Consider the following 16,117-nt stretch of genomic DNA (forward strand, 5'->3'; position numbering starts at 1 on the left):
ATGGCGGCAATTAGTATTAGAAATGTAGATGTCGTGTTTGGTGACCGTGTAAAGAAAAGTCTAGCATTGCTTGATAAGGGGAGTACCCGACAAGAAATAATAGATGCCACGGGCGATGTGGTGGGCGTTGATAATGCTTGTATCGAAGTGCAAGAAGGCGAAATTTGCGTTCTAATGGGCTTATCAGGTTCAGGTAAATCAAGCTTGTTACGCGCGGTTAATGGTCTGAATTCCATAAGCCGAGGTGAGCTGCTGGTTCAAGATGGCGATCAGATGGTGGACATTGCCACATGTGATGCCAATAAATTGCGACATATGCGTACGAACAAAATATCTATGGTATTTCAGAAATTTGCCTTAATGCCCTGGATGAGCGTAGTTGACAATGTTGCTTTCGGACTAGACATGCAAGGTATGTCTAAGCCAGAGCGTCGCGCGAAAGCGATGGAAAAGCTGGAAATGGTTGGTTTATCAGAATGGAAAGATAAGTTTCCGCATGAATTATCGGGTGGTATGCAACAACGTGTGGGCCTTGCGCGAGCGTTTGCTATGGACAGTGACATATTGCTGATGGATGAGCCTTTTTCTGCGCTTGATCCTTTAATTCGTAGCCAACTGCAAGATGAATTAATTGAACTGCAGCAGCGCTTGAATAAAACTATTTTGTTTGTCAGCCATGATTTGGATGAGGCGTTAAAAATTGGCACTCATATCGCCATTATGGAGTCGGCTAAAATTATTCAGCATGGAAAACCAGAAGAGATAGTTCTTAATCCAAAAACACCTTACGTGGCTGATTTTGTTGCACATACTAATCCGTTGAATGTGCTATGTGGTCGCTCTTTGATGTCGGATACCAGTGATTTGGAGGTGTTGGGTGATCAGTTGGTATTGAATCAACACGATAACACGCTTATTGGTCTTGATAGCCAAGGAGCTGTGGCTAGCGCCTCTCGCCAAGGGCAGCCTTTGTCGCTTTATCACTGGAATGAAGGAGAGGATATTGAGCAGCTAACAGAGGCGTTGTTAGTGATAGCTTCGCCGGATGTTTCGATGCGTTCAGCAATTGGCGTTCGATATAAAACAGGCTTACCGGTGCTGCTGGAAGAAAATGGGCGGTTGGTTGGTATGTTATCAGACAAAGATTTTTATCATGCTTTACTAGGCAAGCACTTTACAGTTGATCCTGACTAAGCACTGAAGTGATTAAGCGTTTTTTGTAATAAAAATAATAACTCGGAGAACAATATGATCCTACGAAAAGTAGCGATGCTCATAGGTGTCGTTGCCTTGTCTGTGACAAGTGCTTATGCCGGCGGAATTAAAAACATTATCGTTGTTATTGGCGATGGCATGGGGCCGCAACAAATTGGCTTATTGAATAGCTATGTAAAACACGCTCCTAATTCAATTTACAAAGATAAAAACCGGCGCAGTGCCTGGGAGTCTTTATCTAAAGATGGAGTGTTAGGTCTTGCTTACACGGATGCTGCGAATGTACTCGTAACTGATTCTGCGGCTTCAGCAACACAGTTTGCTAGTGGGAAAATGTCTGGTTCGGAAATGATTGGCGCTGATGTGGATGGCCACAGGACAGAAACAGTGCTTGAAATAGCGGCGAAGATGGGTAAATCAACGGGCTTGATCACTGACACCCGTGTGACTCATGCAACACCTGCAGGTTTTGCCGCTCATCAGACTCATCGATCTAAAGAAAATGAGATTGCTTTAGACATGCTTAGCAACAAGGTGGATGTGCTATTGGGTGGTGGATTGCGTCATTGGATACCGAAAGGCGCGAATGATAAAAGCAGTAACATACATGCCCAACTGACAGATATGACTGACGGTGTTGTACGCATAAAGTCCAAGCGTAAGGATGAGCGAAATTTACTGGATGAGGCCCAGGCGAAAGGTTACCAGTTGGCGTTTACTAAAGAGCAATTAAATGCATCTGCTGGAGATAAGCTTCTGGGTTTGTTCTCATATTCGCAAACGCTGAATGGCATAGAAGAATCAATGACTAGCAAAAACGTAGACCGAACCGTTCCTACTCTGCGCGAAATGACAGAAAAAGCGGTGTCGATTTTAGAGCGTAATGACGAAGGTTTTTTTATGATGGTGGAGTCCGGGTTAATCGACTGGGCGGCGCATGATAATGACACTGGCTATATGTTGCATGAAATGCTGAAAATGGATGGCGTTGTAGAGTATCTTTATGACTGGGCAAAAGACCGCGATGATACCTTGATTATTGTGACGGCTGACCATGAAACGGGTGGTTTTGGTTTTAGCTATTCGCGTAGTAATTTGCCTGAAGGTAGAGATCTTCCTGGTGAGGTATTTGAAGGCAGTACATTTAAGCCTAATTATAACTTTGGTAGTTATGAAACCTTGGATAAAATCTATCAGCAGACGGCATCTTATGCCGATATCTTTAGCTTGTTTGATGCTTTACCAGTGGTAGAGCAAACACCAGCAGCACTGGCCATACTTGTTAACAGCCATACGCGTTTTGCCATCACTGAGGCTGAGGCGGCTAGAGTACTTGAAACAGAAGACAACGAATATTTCGTAGAAGGGCATGGCTACCTGAGTGCTAAAACTTTTCCGAAAGTGAATGAGTTTAAAGAGTTCTTCGTTTACGGAAATGAGGTACGCCATAATTTGTTGGCCAGTGTTGTTGGGAAGCAGCAAAATACTGTCTGGGCTACGGGCACTCATACAAACACCCCCGTTCCAATTGTTGCTTGGGGGCCTGAATCAGTCACAAGCCAATTTAATGGGTTAATACACACCACTGATTGGGCAAAATTCGCTATCCAAGCAATGCAGTAGTGAGTACAAAAGCACCGCACAGTCTGGCGCTCCACGCCAGACTCTAGTCTCTCAACGCTGTCTAACTATATTGAATGGGCAATGCCTAGGCATTTGTTTGCCTGACGTTTGGCCATGTTTTGAATAAATACAACCAGATTCTATGTACTGATAAGTAAAAAACAAAATAATAACAAGGAGTAAATTTTCACATGACTAGTATTCTTACCGTCGCTATTTTAGTGGCTCTGGTCACATCGGCACTTATCATCATTCGAGCAGGTAATATACGCTGCACGGGTACAGTGCCGAGTTCGTTGTTCGCCTTCATGGCAATCTTATTCACCTCTGGCCTAGATGTGGGGTTGATTATGTTCCCACTGACAGAGTTTCCAACGTATGCGGCTGAAGAGGCGTATCAATTTACTAATCCGCTAGCAATAGAGTTTGGTTTTTGGGGTTTTCTGGTATGGGGTTTTTACTTCCTGACAACCTTTTACTTTTGCGTAATCGAGCCCAAAGTAAAGTTGTTTGAGATCCCTCTCGTTAAGCTGATCAATAATGTGGTCATTATCAGCACATGTGCTTTCACTGGGTTCTTATTCTTGGATTACCTGCCTAGCTATGTTGAAGGCATTTCTGATCCGGTACGCTATGGGTTAGTTGCACTCGTGGTTGCGTTGGCTGTTTTTTCCAGTACTGATATTAGCTATATCAAGGTGTTAAGCGTCGCATCAACATGGCTGTTTTTTGCCTTGATAGCCGCAGTTATGTTGGGGGCTCCAGGTTTGGGGGTTACTGAGCTGTTTACTACGATGGGAAGCATTGGTGGTTACTTTACAAATTTGGATAAATTTACCCATCCTATTTCTGATTATCATCAGTTCTATTTGTTTTGGTGGTTTAGCTGGAGCATCATGATTGGCCAGTTTGTCGCACGCTTTGTTGGTGGCTTAAAAACCTGGCATTTATGTGTAGCATTGTTGGTGATTCCATCCATACCGTTGGCAATTTGGTTTTCGGTTCTTTACTACTACTATGCTAACGCCATTGAGATTTCCTCCTTGTTGACACTGGCAATGGTATTTGTAGGGATCGTGTTTGTTATTAACTCATTAGATTCTTTGATCCGTCTATATACATCCAATATGAATATAAGCGTTGAGCGCTTTGGTAAAATTGGCTACATGCTCGGTAATTTTGTGGTTATGTATGGTCTTATCTTGGCTTATCAATTTACACCTTTCGATATTGAGTGGGTGGGTTTACTAGTGATAGCTCTTTACGCTTCTGTATATGGTTTGCTGTTACGTCAGCGCGGCTCATTGATATTACAACCTCTTTGATTTAACCCTCAGCCGTTGTTTTTGTCCTTGCCTGAATTACCAGGTAGGGATAACTACACCCAAAAGCCCCCTAGTATTAATAACAAATAGGTAATAAATGATGACTAAAAAATAACACCAGATCGAGGTTCTGGTTTGATGAATCTTATGGGAGTGGTTCCGCTGATGGTCGGATTGTGTTGAGCACTGACCGTACTTTTATAAAAGCAAAGAAGCTGAGCAGAGCTGGGAGTAACGTAACACCACGCTCTTATTCTATGTGTTGTTAGACCGGTGCATAGTAATAATGTTAGCGGGAAGTTGTTGCTCTAAATAGTCGATAATCAGGCGTTGTGCGAGGTCGCTATCAATGCCTGTGGGTGTTAATGCACCTCGTAGCCAGATACCATCGATAAGCGCGGCGATACTCTGAGCTACAATTAAGGCTCTATCGGCGGGTAAGACCTGCTTTAATTCGAGGACTAAGTGTGACAATAGCCTTTTTTCATTGACGCGTTGTAAGCGGTACAGCGCTGGATCGTGCATCGCTAAAGACCAGAACGCCAGCCAAGTCTTAACAACTTTAGGCTCTAGCTGTATTGGATCAAAGTTGCCGCCGACAATTGCTTTAATACGACCTACAACATCATCTTTTGAGGTCTCTTGTAAACGGATTTTAACACCGTGAGAAAGCTGCTGTAATACCGAGCGCATTGTCGCTTCGAGTAAGCCGTTTTTGCCGCCAAAGTAATGATTAATAATAGCAGGAGACACTCCTGCGTAACTGCTAATCATCGCGACACTGGCTTTATGTAACCCAACAGAGTTGATTGCCTCCATAGTGGCATTAATCAGTTGTGGTTTTCTTATTTCAGGCATTCCAACTTTAGGCATTAGTATCTTTCTCACTTGATCTTGAAATGGAATTTGCCTTTCGCTTCATGAACTGTCAAGACAGAATGTCTGTGACAGGCATGATTAGAGTAGAATAAGGCATGTTTGCAGGTGAAAACACTCAGGGTACGAAATTATTAATACCGGGATAAAGGTTTTTAAATAATGAGAATAGAAGATGTAGTGGTACTTGCGCGTGAAGCAGGTCATCTTATTATGGATATTTATCAAAAAGATTTTTCTATTTACGAAAAATCTGATCATAGCCCTCTGACTGAAGCAGACTTGGCAGCACATAACTACTTGATCAATGCTTTGCATGAGTTAACGCCAGATATACCTGCTTTATCTGAGGAGTCTGACGATAGTGTTAAAAAAGATAGAATCAACTGGAAAACTGCTTATTGGTTAATTGATCCACTGGATGGTACTAAGGAGTTTATTAAAAAAAATGGCGAGTTTACTGTCAATGTAGCTTTGATCGAAAACGGCATTCCTATTGCCGGCGTTATTTTTGCGCCTGCATTAGATACTATGTATTGGGGGCAGTTGGGGCAAGGAGCGTTTAAGCAAGTGGGCTTAGGGCCTATTGAATCCATATCGGTAGCGCCGGTTCCCGAAAGGCCGACAGGTTGGCGGGTTTTAGGTAGTCGTTCGCATAAGTCACCAAGGCTGCAGTTATTTATGAGCTCATTACCTGAGGCAGAAATTCTTGAAATAGGCAGCTCATTAAAACTATGTTTGATGGCGGAAGGTAAAGCCGATTTATATCCTAGGCTTAGCCCTACATGTGAATGGGATATCGCCGCAGGCCATGCTATTGTAATCGCTGCAGGTGGGCAGGTATTAGCATTAAGCTCGTTATCTCCTCTGGTGTATAACTCAAATCCGGACTCTTTATTAAATCCTTTCTTTGTTGTGTGTACGAAACCATCAGTATTTTGGGAAAATAATAGGGTAGGTGAGTAAATCATGCATCATTGTCAGTTGTGTTTCTTCATAATGTGTCCTTAACTGTTATTATTAATAATTACTTACCTTCTTTTTGCACTATGGGTTGTAGCCATGTAAATCGACTCCCTGTAGGATTAGCAAATAAGAATTTTCCCCGAGCATTCGACTGGAAATGGAATAAAGCGTAGTGCAGTCAACTTTTAAAACGAGTTTTATTTTGCTAAGTGCGCTCCTTGCGTACTCAAGTAATGTGCCAGCAGCATCCTATCAGCATAAGCCTCAGAGTTGCCGTGTCGATGGAAGTGCAAAAATAATTACATCCGTAGGCCCTGTGGCTAGCTCAAGATTAGGTCAAAGCTATGAGCAAGGAGAGGGTGTTGCTCAGAACAATAGCCAATCATATGAGTGGTATTGCAATGCCGCCATGCAAAAAGATTCTGATGCGCAACTTAGAATAGCGCTACTTCTATTAGAAGGAAAAGGCGTAGAACGAAATGTAGATAAGGGCTTGTATTGGCTAAATCGTGCAGCAAATAATGGAAACCATGACGCTGAATTAGCGTTGGGAATTCTGTTAGTAGACACTGAAGCAATAAGAAGTGCTGTTCTTTTTAAGCGTGCGGCAGCGGGTGGTAATTTATATGCGAATCACCGCCTTGCAGAACTTTACTATTATGGAATGGGTGTGCCTCAGAATTATCGTAAAGCTCAGGACTTATCTGAGCTAGGTGTTGCTGCAGGCTTTGACAAAAGTAAAGAGCTCTTAACACGTATCCAGATAAAACAAGCATCGGGTGTTTTTAAATCAGACGAACCTGTACCTTCAGTTGAGTCGGTTGCGCAAATACAGCAGCCACCTGTAGAGAAGGAAGAGGCACAAAAAAGCAATAATGTATTACAGAATTTTTTAGCTATTTTACCATCGTTACCCAACTTCAATAACGATACTTCGGCTGAAGGTGATGTAAGTGTTATCACTTCAGAAGCAAGCTCCGTAGCTCCCCCAAAAGTGCAGGAGTTACCTTCCTCGGTACAACAACCGATTGTTAATAAACCTTTAAGCACTTCAGAAAATGCTGCTGTTATCTCAACTAAGCAGGCTGTTTCTTCACAAAAAGAACTCGAGGATCAATTAGTAAAAGCTGCAAATGATGCTGTTGAACAAGAAACTACTGCTGCTACATCCAAGCAAGCTGTTAGATCTACAGTAGCGGCTCAGTCGCATATAGTTGCAAGCACGTCAGTAGATACTAAACAGCTAACAAATACGAAAGCAGAGCAAGCTGTCCAAAAGCTCGGTACTAACGCCATTGTAAAAGAAGAAGTATCGGTGACGTCAAATAGTGCTTCAATTAAAGCGCCAACGTTAGACGTTCAGCCTGTAGTGCGGGGTGCTAAATGGGTAAATGCACAAGCAGATATGCGTTATGCGATTCAGTTAGTACAAGCTAGCAGTTTGAGTGGTATCGTTAAATTTATTAAGAAGCATGATTTATATGAAAACTCATATTACATTCATGCTTTACAAGACGGCCAATACCGATACATTTTGCTGTACGGTAATTACCCTAATAACCGTACAAGTATGAAGATAGCTAAAACATTACCCGAGGCTGTTCAAAAAGCAGGTTATTGGATTAGGACCTTTGGTGATTTACGTCGAAGTTACAAAATAAGCCCCTGAGCTGCTTCCATGGAGGTATTATGGGCAGCAGCGTTTTAAAATTTACACGAAATATTTCACTTCTATTGGTAGCCATGTCCCTCATGGCTGCTGTGCTTCTTTATCAAAGTAACGAAATTGCTAACCAATCTTATTCAACAAAAGATCGAGAACTTGTTTTTCTGGCCATAAATCTCCAGCTTTCAGAAGCTCGACTTCGTTATGTATTGTCTGATTTTAGTTCAGTAGGTGATAAGAAAAATTGGGATGCTCGTTTAAACAGTGCGGCCGAATTAGCACTTGATTTTCGTATCACAGTCCAAAAAATGCGAATGAAAGATAGCGTTAATTCATTTGAATACGATGCCTTGTTACCTACATTTCATGAGTTTTACAAAGTTGGTCAACGTATGGCACGGGCCTATAGTGATGGTGGGCGAGGTGTGGCAGTTCTTTTTTCGGGGCAGTTTAATGTTACTGCGAACGCGATGGTCGCTAAATTAAGTGCTATTAGTCAACGCTTAAACTCTAAAGTTAACGCACGCCTTAATCATGCGACTTCAGCAACTCAGACTCATTTATGGACGGGTATAATCTGCAGTATAGTATTTTTATTGCTTCTAATACGTTTAGGCTTTCTCTTAAATGAGCGCTGGATTAAGCCTGTTAAAAAACTTAGCCAGTCAATGGATTCTTTAGTGGGCGGTTTATCGGAAAGACTAGGAGATGAGTTGGTTGTGCATCCAAGTACCAGTGTTAATGAAAATGTTGCTAGTACATATTGTGCTGTTGATAGTTTGTTGTCGCACTATAAGGAAAAAGTAAGTGTTGCTCAAACTGAGCTAAAGTCTTTAATGTATGTTCGCCAGGCGCTAGATGCCTCACACGTTTGTCTCATGTTAACCGATAAAGATTTTACAGTTGTCTATGCGAATAGTTCTATCGTTCGATTAATTGAAAAAAATAGTGAGGCTTTTAGGAATGAGTTTGGTGAGTTTGAAATAGCTGATTTAGTAGGGAAAAAATTAGATTTATTTCGTCGTAATCCTGAACAGCGTTCTGAAATTTTAAAACGACTTTCTCATCGTATGCGAGCGCGTATACATGTGTCTGATAGGGTTATGACAGTAGTAATATCGCCATTGGAAGACCTGGATCAATCAGGGTTCTTACTAGAATGGCTGGATATTACTCATGAGTTTAAGGCTGAGCAGCAAATAAAGATGCTAGTCACGTCTGCTGCTGTGGGAGATATATCTCACCGTGTTTCTATTGATGAGCTAAAAGAATTGTCCCCGCATTCATTCCATGGACTCGTTAGTCGGAGTTTAAATGAGCTTATGGACATTACTGAGTTGGTTATATGTAATACGCAACGTTCAGTTTGTGCACTGATTGAGGGGGATTCAAGCAAGACGTTGGAGGTTGGGCTTCCTGGTGTTTTCGGTGAGCTTTTTGTGAGTGTAAAAGGTTTGTCTGATCGTTTGGGTGTGCTTGCTATCGAGAAAAAGGAGTTATCTCAGTGGGCTAGTATCAATATGCAGAGTATATTTAAGGCTTCTCGTGAATTACAAAAAAATACGCAGGATCAGTTTGCTCTGCTGGGTCCCGTACACATGGGGGTTGATAAGTTAGTCAGTACTGCTAAAGAAAGACAGAAGGTTACTTTATCTCTTAATAATGAAATACACCTAGCAGAATTAAAACTACAACACTCTGAGCTGTTAATAGGAAAACTGGTTGAGTCTTATAAGCAGCTTAGTCGTGCAAATCTAAGTATTACAGATGCTATTGATATGGTTGAACAAGTAGCATTTCAAGCCAATCTTTTGGCACTAAATGCAGCAGTGGAGGCCGCGCGAGCAGGTGAGCAAGGTAAAAGCTTTGCAGTAGTTGCCTCTGAGGTAAGAGTGCAGGCTATGCGAGCTGCGAAGGCAGCAGCTGAGCTTAAGTCATATGTTAATACTAATATTGAGCTTGTGCAGAGTAGTATCGAAAACTCTGAGGTATGGAGTGCGATTAGTGCTGAAGGGGTGTTGGGGTTGCCTGTGGTTGAGAGCGACGAGTTAGACTTAGAACAACTGGAGAGTGTTGAACTACTTGCTAAGTCTGTAAACAGCATGGATCCATTGGTATATAAAAGTGAAGTTTTGGCTGAGTCTTTATCTGATTCTGCAGACTCTCTGAAGTATCAGTCTGAGCGCTTAGGCTATTTAAATGATTAAGTCAGAAACATGAATTTGGCGTCAAGTTTATTTGTTTTTCTTATGAAAAAGGAGCCAATATGGCTCCTTTTTTGATTGTTCTGTATCTTAAACTAAGTTGTATATAAACACCGTTGCTACAGCCGCTGGTGTTATAAAGCGCAAGACAAACATGAAAACTTTGAAACCTAAACCATTGCTGAGGTCTAATTGGTTTTCGACAGCTTGTTTATTCATAAACCAACCAACGAATATCGCAATGAATAGGCCGCCTAAAGGCATCATTACGTTTGCAGTGACGTAGTCAAGCAAGTCAAAGATAGTCTTATTTTCAAACACGGGTATGAAGCTAAGAGGGTAAAAATCAGCCCATTCGTTGAAAGAGAGAATGGTAAATAAACCCAATACCCAAACAGAAATCCCACCAATTAATGTACCAGATAATCGGCTAATGCCTTTTTGTTCTTCTAACCATTCTACGACAGGCTCAAGCAGCGAGATGGCAGAGGTTACTGCAGCTACAACCAATAGAGCAAAGAATAGTGATCCGAATAGTACGCCACCCGTCATTTGCCCAAAGGCAAGAGGAAGTGTTTGGAAAATTAATCCAGGGCCTGCTCCAGGCTCAAGACCATTAGCAAATACCAGTGGGAAAATAGCTAGGCCTGCAAGCAATGCGACAGCAGTATCCACTAAAGATACAGCAACAGCGGTTTTAACAATGGATACATTCTTTGGTAAATAAGAACCGTATGCCATCATAACACCCATACCAAGGCTCAAAGTAAAGAATGCATGTCCCAGTGCCGTTAAGATGCCTTCAGTTGTTAGTTTTGAGAAGTCTGGCTGAAATAGAAAGGTAAAGCCTTGTGCAAAATCACCGCTGCTGAGGGCGTAACCGACCATCACCAATAGTAGAACGAATAGGATAGGCATCAATATGTTGATGGCTTTTTCCATTCCTGATCGGATTCCACCGGCAACAATGGTGATGACTAGCACCATAAAGACAGAATGCCACAGTAATAATGTCCACGGGTCAGAAAGTAACCCGCCAAATAATGCGCCTATGCTATCAGCGTTGCTGTCAGTAAAAGTACCTCCGACAGACTGGCCTACGTAGGATAATGCCCATCCACCAATGACGGAATAGAAGGAAAGGATTAAAAAGGACGCTGTAATTCCCATCCAGCCTATCCATGTCCAGCGTGATGATAAACCGTCACGCTGAGTAAGCATGCGCAAAGAATTGATAGGGCTGCGTCCACCGCGGCGGCCAATCATAACTTCTGCAATCATGATGGGTATACCGATGAGTGCGATACACAGCAAATATACTAATACAAAGGCACCCCCCCCATTCTCACCTGTGATATAAGGAAACTTCCAGATATTACCTAGCCCTACTGCTGATCCGCTGGCTGCCAGAATGAAGGCTAGCCGTGAAGACCACATTGGGCCATCTTTACGCGCTTCAGCAACAGAAGCATTTTCCGTATAGGTTTGACTAATTTGAGTCACTTTTTATCTCCAATTAATTATTTTTATTGTTCGTTTTTTATACCGTTATCTTCTTCAGAAACCTTTCTTCAGCTAATGTGTTAGCAATCATGCCTGTGGGTAGGTTGTTGGCATCGCTGCGCTGAAATATTTCATCGAGTGTGTCTGCTATGGTTTCTATATGACGAGATACCTTTTCTGGAGTGTGGCCTACTCGATCATAGAAAATATCAATAATGCCTCCAGCATTAATGGCAAAATCGGGTGCATATAGAATGCCGCGCTCTTTAAGCATCAGGTCATGGTGTGATGCGGCTAACTGATTATTAGAGGCTCCTGCAATAACAGAGGCTTTAATGAGTGGGATGCTGTCGTCATTTAAGACGGCGCCTAAAGCGCAGGGTGCGAGTACGTCAACATCTAGAGTAAGAATCTCGTGAGAAGAAACAGCTTTTGCGCCGAGTTGTGTAACGGCTTTGTCGACATACTCTTGGTGAATATCAGTCACGTATAGAATAGCGCCGGCTTCTCGAAGATGCTCTGCAAGGCGGTAGCCAACATTGCCCATACCTTGAATTGCTACAGATAAGCCTTTCAGACTGTTTGTGCCTAGTCGGTGCTTGACTGCTGCCTTCAACCCAATAAATGTGCCGTAAGCTGTGGCAGGTGAAGGGTCTCCATTAGATGCTTGGCCGTCAATACCCGGTCTTTCAGTAATACCAGCAACATATTGAGTGTTGCGGTTCATCACTTTAAGGTCAGAAACACTTGTTCCTGAGTCTTCAGCAGCGATGTAACGGCCACTCATGCTCTCTAGGCAGCGACCCATCATTTCAAGCAGTGCTTCTGTCTTGTGTTGGCGTGGATTGCCGATAATGACAGACTTCCCTCCGCCTAGGGCTAGATTTGCTAGTGCGGATTTATAAGTCATGCCCTTAGACAGGCGCAGGGCGTCCGTCAATGCTTCTGCATCAGAGGCGTAGTTCCACATACGGCAGCCGCCAAGCGCTGGACCCCGGTTGGAGTTGTGAACAGCAACAATGGCTTTTAGGCCTGTGGCTTCATCGTGAAAAAAGTTAACTTGCTCATGATGGTCAAACTCAATATGGCTAAAAACTGACATGTATACCTCGTATCCTTAACTATTTTCTGTATTAAGCTTGTGCGCTGATTAAGTCGCTGCTAATGGTTTGATCTTCAACCAATGAGATATGCAGTGCCTGACGCTTATCCTTAGCCTTGAGGTAGTTTTCCTCTTTAACAGGGCCATATCCGCGAATCATGCCTGGAATGTCAGCTAGCTGTTGGGCTGCACTGTAGTTAAAGTTACGCCCATCATTTGCATTCATTGCTTTTTCTATTAAGTCCATATCGGCTTCATAGTCACGGATGATTTGCTTTTCTAAGCGGCGATCTTCACTCCATGCAAAAATATCTAGCGGTGTTCCCCGTAGGTTTTTCATTCGGGCAAGTAAGCGGAACACTGGCAATATTTTTTGACTAAAAACACGTTTCCGCGGGCGGCCTGTGTGTTTGTCTTTACGAGCGATTAGTGGTGGAGCAAGATTGAATTCGAGTTCGAACTCTCCTTCGAACTGTTCTTCTAACTGTTGACGGAATGTTTCTGAGGTTAGTTGTCGAGCAACTTCATATTCATCTTTGTAAGACAATACTTTACTGTAATTTTCAGCAATGGCGCGGCTGATGTGAGTTTTGTTTGTTTGCTCTTTTTCTGTTCGGCTAAATTGTGAAAGGCGCTTATGGTAACGTTGCGCAAGTGCTTCACTCTGGTATTCAGTTAGATGCGCTAGTTCTTGCTCTATTTGTTCTTCCAAAGAAGGCAGCATGCGGACCATTTGTACAGCGGGCGCAGGCTTAACTACTTGGACAACATTATCCAAATCATGCGCAGCGCAGCGGCCCCACAAAAATGCTTTGAGGTTGGTGTCAACAGATGCTCCGTTAAGTTTGATAGCCTGCTCGATAGACTCGCGACTCAAAGGCAGGAGTCCTTTTTGGCATGCATAACCGATCGTGAATAGGTTAACAGCCATTCCATCGCCCATTAGATCTGTAGCAAGCTGAGTTGCATCAAAGCAGAAAGTGCCTTCTGGGCGTGCTGTTGCTTCAATAACGGCTTGCATTTCTTTATTAGGAACTTTTAGATCTGGATCACGTGTAAATGCTGCGGGCATTGTGTCGTGATTATTAATAATAGCGAAACTACGTTTACCATCGAGCTTACCGAGTGCTTCTTCACTTGCGCCGACCATGAGGTCAAAACCTATCAACAGGTCGGTTTCACCTGCAGGGATACGTACAGTATGAAGTTGCTCTTGGGTAGGTGCGATTCGAATATGGCTCATAACGGCACCAAACTTCTGTGCTAGTCCAATCTGATCAAGTACACCGACTCCTTTCTCTTCTAAGTGTGCAGCCATGCCCAGTAATGCGCTGACTGTTACAACACCAGTACCACCCACGCCTGTGAGGAGAATGTTATAAGGCTTATCAATCGCTGCTGATACGGGTTCTGGCAGGTTTGTAGCAGGAGGTGTAGCATTTAAGCCGGCCGCTTTCCGCAATGTCCCGCCTTTAACGGTAACAAAGCTTGGGCAAAAACCTCGTATACAACTGAAGTCTTTATTGCATGATGACTGATCTATCTGGCGCTTACGTCCGCGCTCTGTTTGTTTAGGTAGTATTGATAAGCAGTTTGACTGTTCACCACAATCACCACAGCCTTCGCATACTGCGCTGTTTACAACAACACGTTTTTCAGGGTCGGGCATTTGACCACGTTTACGGCGGCGACGTTTTTCAGCAGCACAAGTTTGATCATATATTAATGCTGTGCAGCCCTCAGTTTCGCGAAACTCTCGTTGAACGGCATCTAAGTCATCACGATGGTGAAAAGTAACACCATCAGCGAAGTCTGCTCGGCTTGGGTATTTGTAAGGCTCATCACTGACGATAGCTAGGCGTCGTATGCCTTCACCAAACAGCTGATGAGTGATTTGTTGGACGGTCAATTGACCATCTACGGGTTGACCGCCTGTCATAGCAACCGCATCGTTATAGAGGATTTTATAAGTAATATTTACGCCGGAAGCTATCGATGCCCTAATGGCTAAGAGTCCGGAGTGAAAATATGTTCCATCACCAAGGTTTTGGAAAACATGTTTGTTATTAGTGAAGGGAGCCTGACCAATCCAAGTAGCACCTTCGCCACCCATTTGCGTAAATGTTTCTGTTCCGCGATCCATCCAAGTAGCCATGTAATGGCAACCTATACCGCCTAAAGCTTTACTGCCTTCCGGTACACGAGTGGAAGTGTTGTGTGGACAGCCTGAACAAAAATGAGGTGTTCGTTCTACGAGTGATCGGGGCTGTGCAAGCTCTGCTTCTTTAGCGCATAAAAATGCTAAGCGTGATGCTATCTGTTCGCTTTGATAGAAGGGCGCAATGCGTGAAGCGATAGCTCTGGCGATCATTGCTGGAGTAAGCTCTCCAAGGGTTGTCAGCAGTTCTTGGCCATTCTCATCGCGTTTACCAACAATTCTAGGACGAGCATCATCCTGCCAGCTGTAAAGATAGTCTTTGATTTGATCTTCAATAATACCGCGTTTTTCTTCAACCAACAGTAGTTCAGGAGTCTCTTTGGCGAACTCTCGAATACCCACAGGTTCTAGTGGCCAAACCATGCCTACTTTGTAAAGTTTGATGCCTAGTTCGCTAGCTTTTTCATGAGTGATGCCTAAGTCGTCCAATGCTTGGAGTACATCCATGTAGGATTTGCCTGTTGTGACAATACCTAAGCGTGGAGCGGGGCTATCAATGACTGTTTTATCTAGATTGTTTGCACGACAAAATGCTTCTGCAGCTTTCAGTTTGTATGTATGCAAGCGGGCTTCTTGTTGCATTGGCTTATCAGGCCAGCGAGCATTAATTCCTTCTGAGGGTAATTCAAAATCGGTAGGGATTTCTATCTTTATACGTTCTAAATCAAGATCCGCAGATACAGAGGAGTCTAATAGCTCTGCCAATGTTTTGAAGCCAACCCAGCAACCACTATAACGAGACATAGCCCAGCCATAGAGACCGAAATCGAGCATTTCTTGAATGCCTGAGGGGTAAAGTACCGGGATCATTGCATCCACAAAAGCGTAGTCGCTTTGATGGGGGAGAGTAGATGATTTGCAGGCATGGTCATCACCAGCGACAGCGAGAACACCACCAAATTCAGATGTGCCAAATGCGTTAGCATGTTTCAATACATCACCTGTGCGATCTACACCAGGCCCTTTGCCGTACCATAAACCAAAGACGCCATCATATTTTGCGCCCTCAAATACATTGACTTGTTGTGACCCCCAAACCGATGTGGCACCTAAGTCTTCATTAATACCGGGTTGGAAAAAGATATTATGGGTCGCTAGGTATTTCTTGGCTTGCCAAAGAGTTTTATCGAAGCCTCCTAGAGGGGAGCCGCGATAGCCAGAGATAAAACCAGCGGTGTTATGCCCCTGCTGCTTGTCGCGTTGTGCTTGCAGCATTGGCAGGCGCGCTAACGCTTGGCTTCCTGTTAGGTATACGCGTCCTGAATCTAATTCCCACTTATCATTGAGTGTCACATCTTTCATGGGTGTACTCCCGTTCATATACGGAAACATCACGCATCAATTCGTATTTCACAGTCGCATGAGGTCTTGCTTAAAAAGAAGCAAGGTGGGCAACTTGAATTAACGTCTGAATTGATA

Annotated in this window: 10 protein-coding genes; 6 read left to right on the plus strand and 4 right to left on the minus strand. The window is 43.3% G+C overall.

All coding sequences use genetic code 11. From position 1 onward, the window contains the following. From choV to QZZ55_RS09000, 3 genes are all read left to right on the plus strand, one after another. The gene (gene choV, locus QZZ55_RS08990; RefSeq protein ID WP_293266990.1) at positions 1-1,194 is read left to right on the plus strand and encodes a choline ABC transporter ATP-binding protein; all 1,194 of its coding nucleotides are present in this window, start codon (positions 1-3) and stop codon (positions 1,192-1,194) included. Between the two features lie 54 nt (positions 1,195-1,248). Continuing rightward, positions 1,249-2,838, plus strand: a complete 1,590-nt coding sequence (locus QZZ55_RS08995) for an alkaline phosphatase (RefSeq protein WP_293266991.1) — start codon at positions 1,249-1,251, stop codon at positions 2,836-2,838. Positions 2,839-3,029: 191 nt separating this feature from the next. Further along, positions 3,030-4,163: a BCCT family transporter gene (locus QZZ55_RS09000; protein ID WP_293266992.1), complete on the plus strand. Its 1,134-nt coding sequence runs from the start codon at positions 3,030-3,032 to the stop codon at positions 4,161-4,163. Between the two features lie 255 nt (positions 4,164-4,418). On the opposite strand, the gene betI is transcribed toward QZZ55_RS09000, so the two are convergent. Then, the gene (betI, locus tag QZZ55_RS09005; protein ID WP_293266993.1) at positions 4,419-5,036 is read right to left on the minus strand and encodes a transcriptional regulator BetI; all 618 of its coding nucleotides are present in this window, start codon (positions 5,034-5,036) and stop codon (positions 4,419-4,421) included. Positions 5,037-5,201: 165 nt separating this feature from the next. Between betI and cysQ the strand changes: the two genes are divergently transcribed. The 3 genes from cysQ to QZZ55_RS09020 all read left to right on the plus strand — a co-directional run bounded on the left by cysQ (position 5,202) and on the right by QZZ55_RS09020 (position 9,878). Further along, a complete protein-coding gene (cysQ, locus tag QZZ55_RS09010) occupies positions 5,202-6,005 on the plus strand; it encodes a 3'(2'),5'-bisphosphate nucleotidase CysQ (protein WP_293266994.1) in 804 nt (267 codons plus the stop codon). A 172-nt stretch (positions 6,006-6,177) separates the two neighbouring features. Continuing rightward, a complete protein-coding gene (locus QZZ55_RS09015) occupies positions 6,178-7,674 on the plus strand; it encodes a hypothetical protein (RefSeq protein ID WP_293266995.1) in 1,497 nt (498 codons plus the stop codon). Between the two features lie 20 nt (positions 7,675-7,694). Then, on the plus strand, positions 7,695-9,878 hold the full coding sequence (locus QZZ55_RS09020; RefSeq protein WP_293266996.1) for a methyl-accepting chemotaxis protein: 2,184 nt from the start codon (positions 7,695-7,697) through the stop codon (positions 9,876-9,878). An 87-nt stretch (positions 9,879-9,965) separates the two neighbouring features. Here the strand turns inward: QZZ55_RS09020 and QZZ55_RS09025 are convergent, their stop codons facing one another. From QZZ55_RS09025 to QZZ55_RS09035, 3 genes are all read right to left on the minus strand, one after another. After that, entirely contained in the window at positions 9,966-11,312 is a 1,347-nt protein-coding gene (locus QZZ55_RS09025; protein WP_293267029.1) for a sodium-dependent transporter, read from the minus strand. A gap of 103 nt (positions 11,313-11,415) precedes the next feature. Beyond that, positions 11,416-12,480, minus strand: a complete 1,065-nt coding sequence (locus tag QZZ55_RS09030; RefSeq protein WP_293266997.1) for a Glu/Leu/Phe/Val dehydrogenase dimerization domain-containing protein — start codon at positions 12,478-12,480, stop codon at positions 11,416-11,418. Positions 12,481-12,511: 31 nt separating this feature from the next. After that, positions 12,512-16,030, minus strand: a complete 3,519-nt coding sequence (locus QZZ55_RS09035; RefSeq protein WP_366512303.1) for an indolepyruvate ferredoxin oxidoreductase family protein — start codon at positions 16,028-16,030, stop codon at positions 12,512-12,514. Between the last annotated feature and the right edge of the window lie 87 nt (positions 16,031-16,117).

The sequence above is a fragment of the Neptunomonas sp. genome, assembly GCF_016744175.1.
Taxonomy (GTDB): Bacteria; Pseudomonadota; Gammaproteobacteria; order Pseudomonadales; family Balneatricaceae; genus Neptunomonas.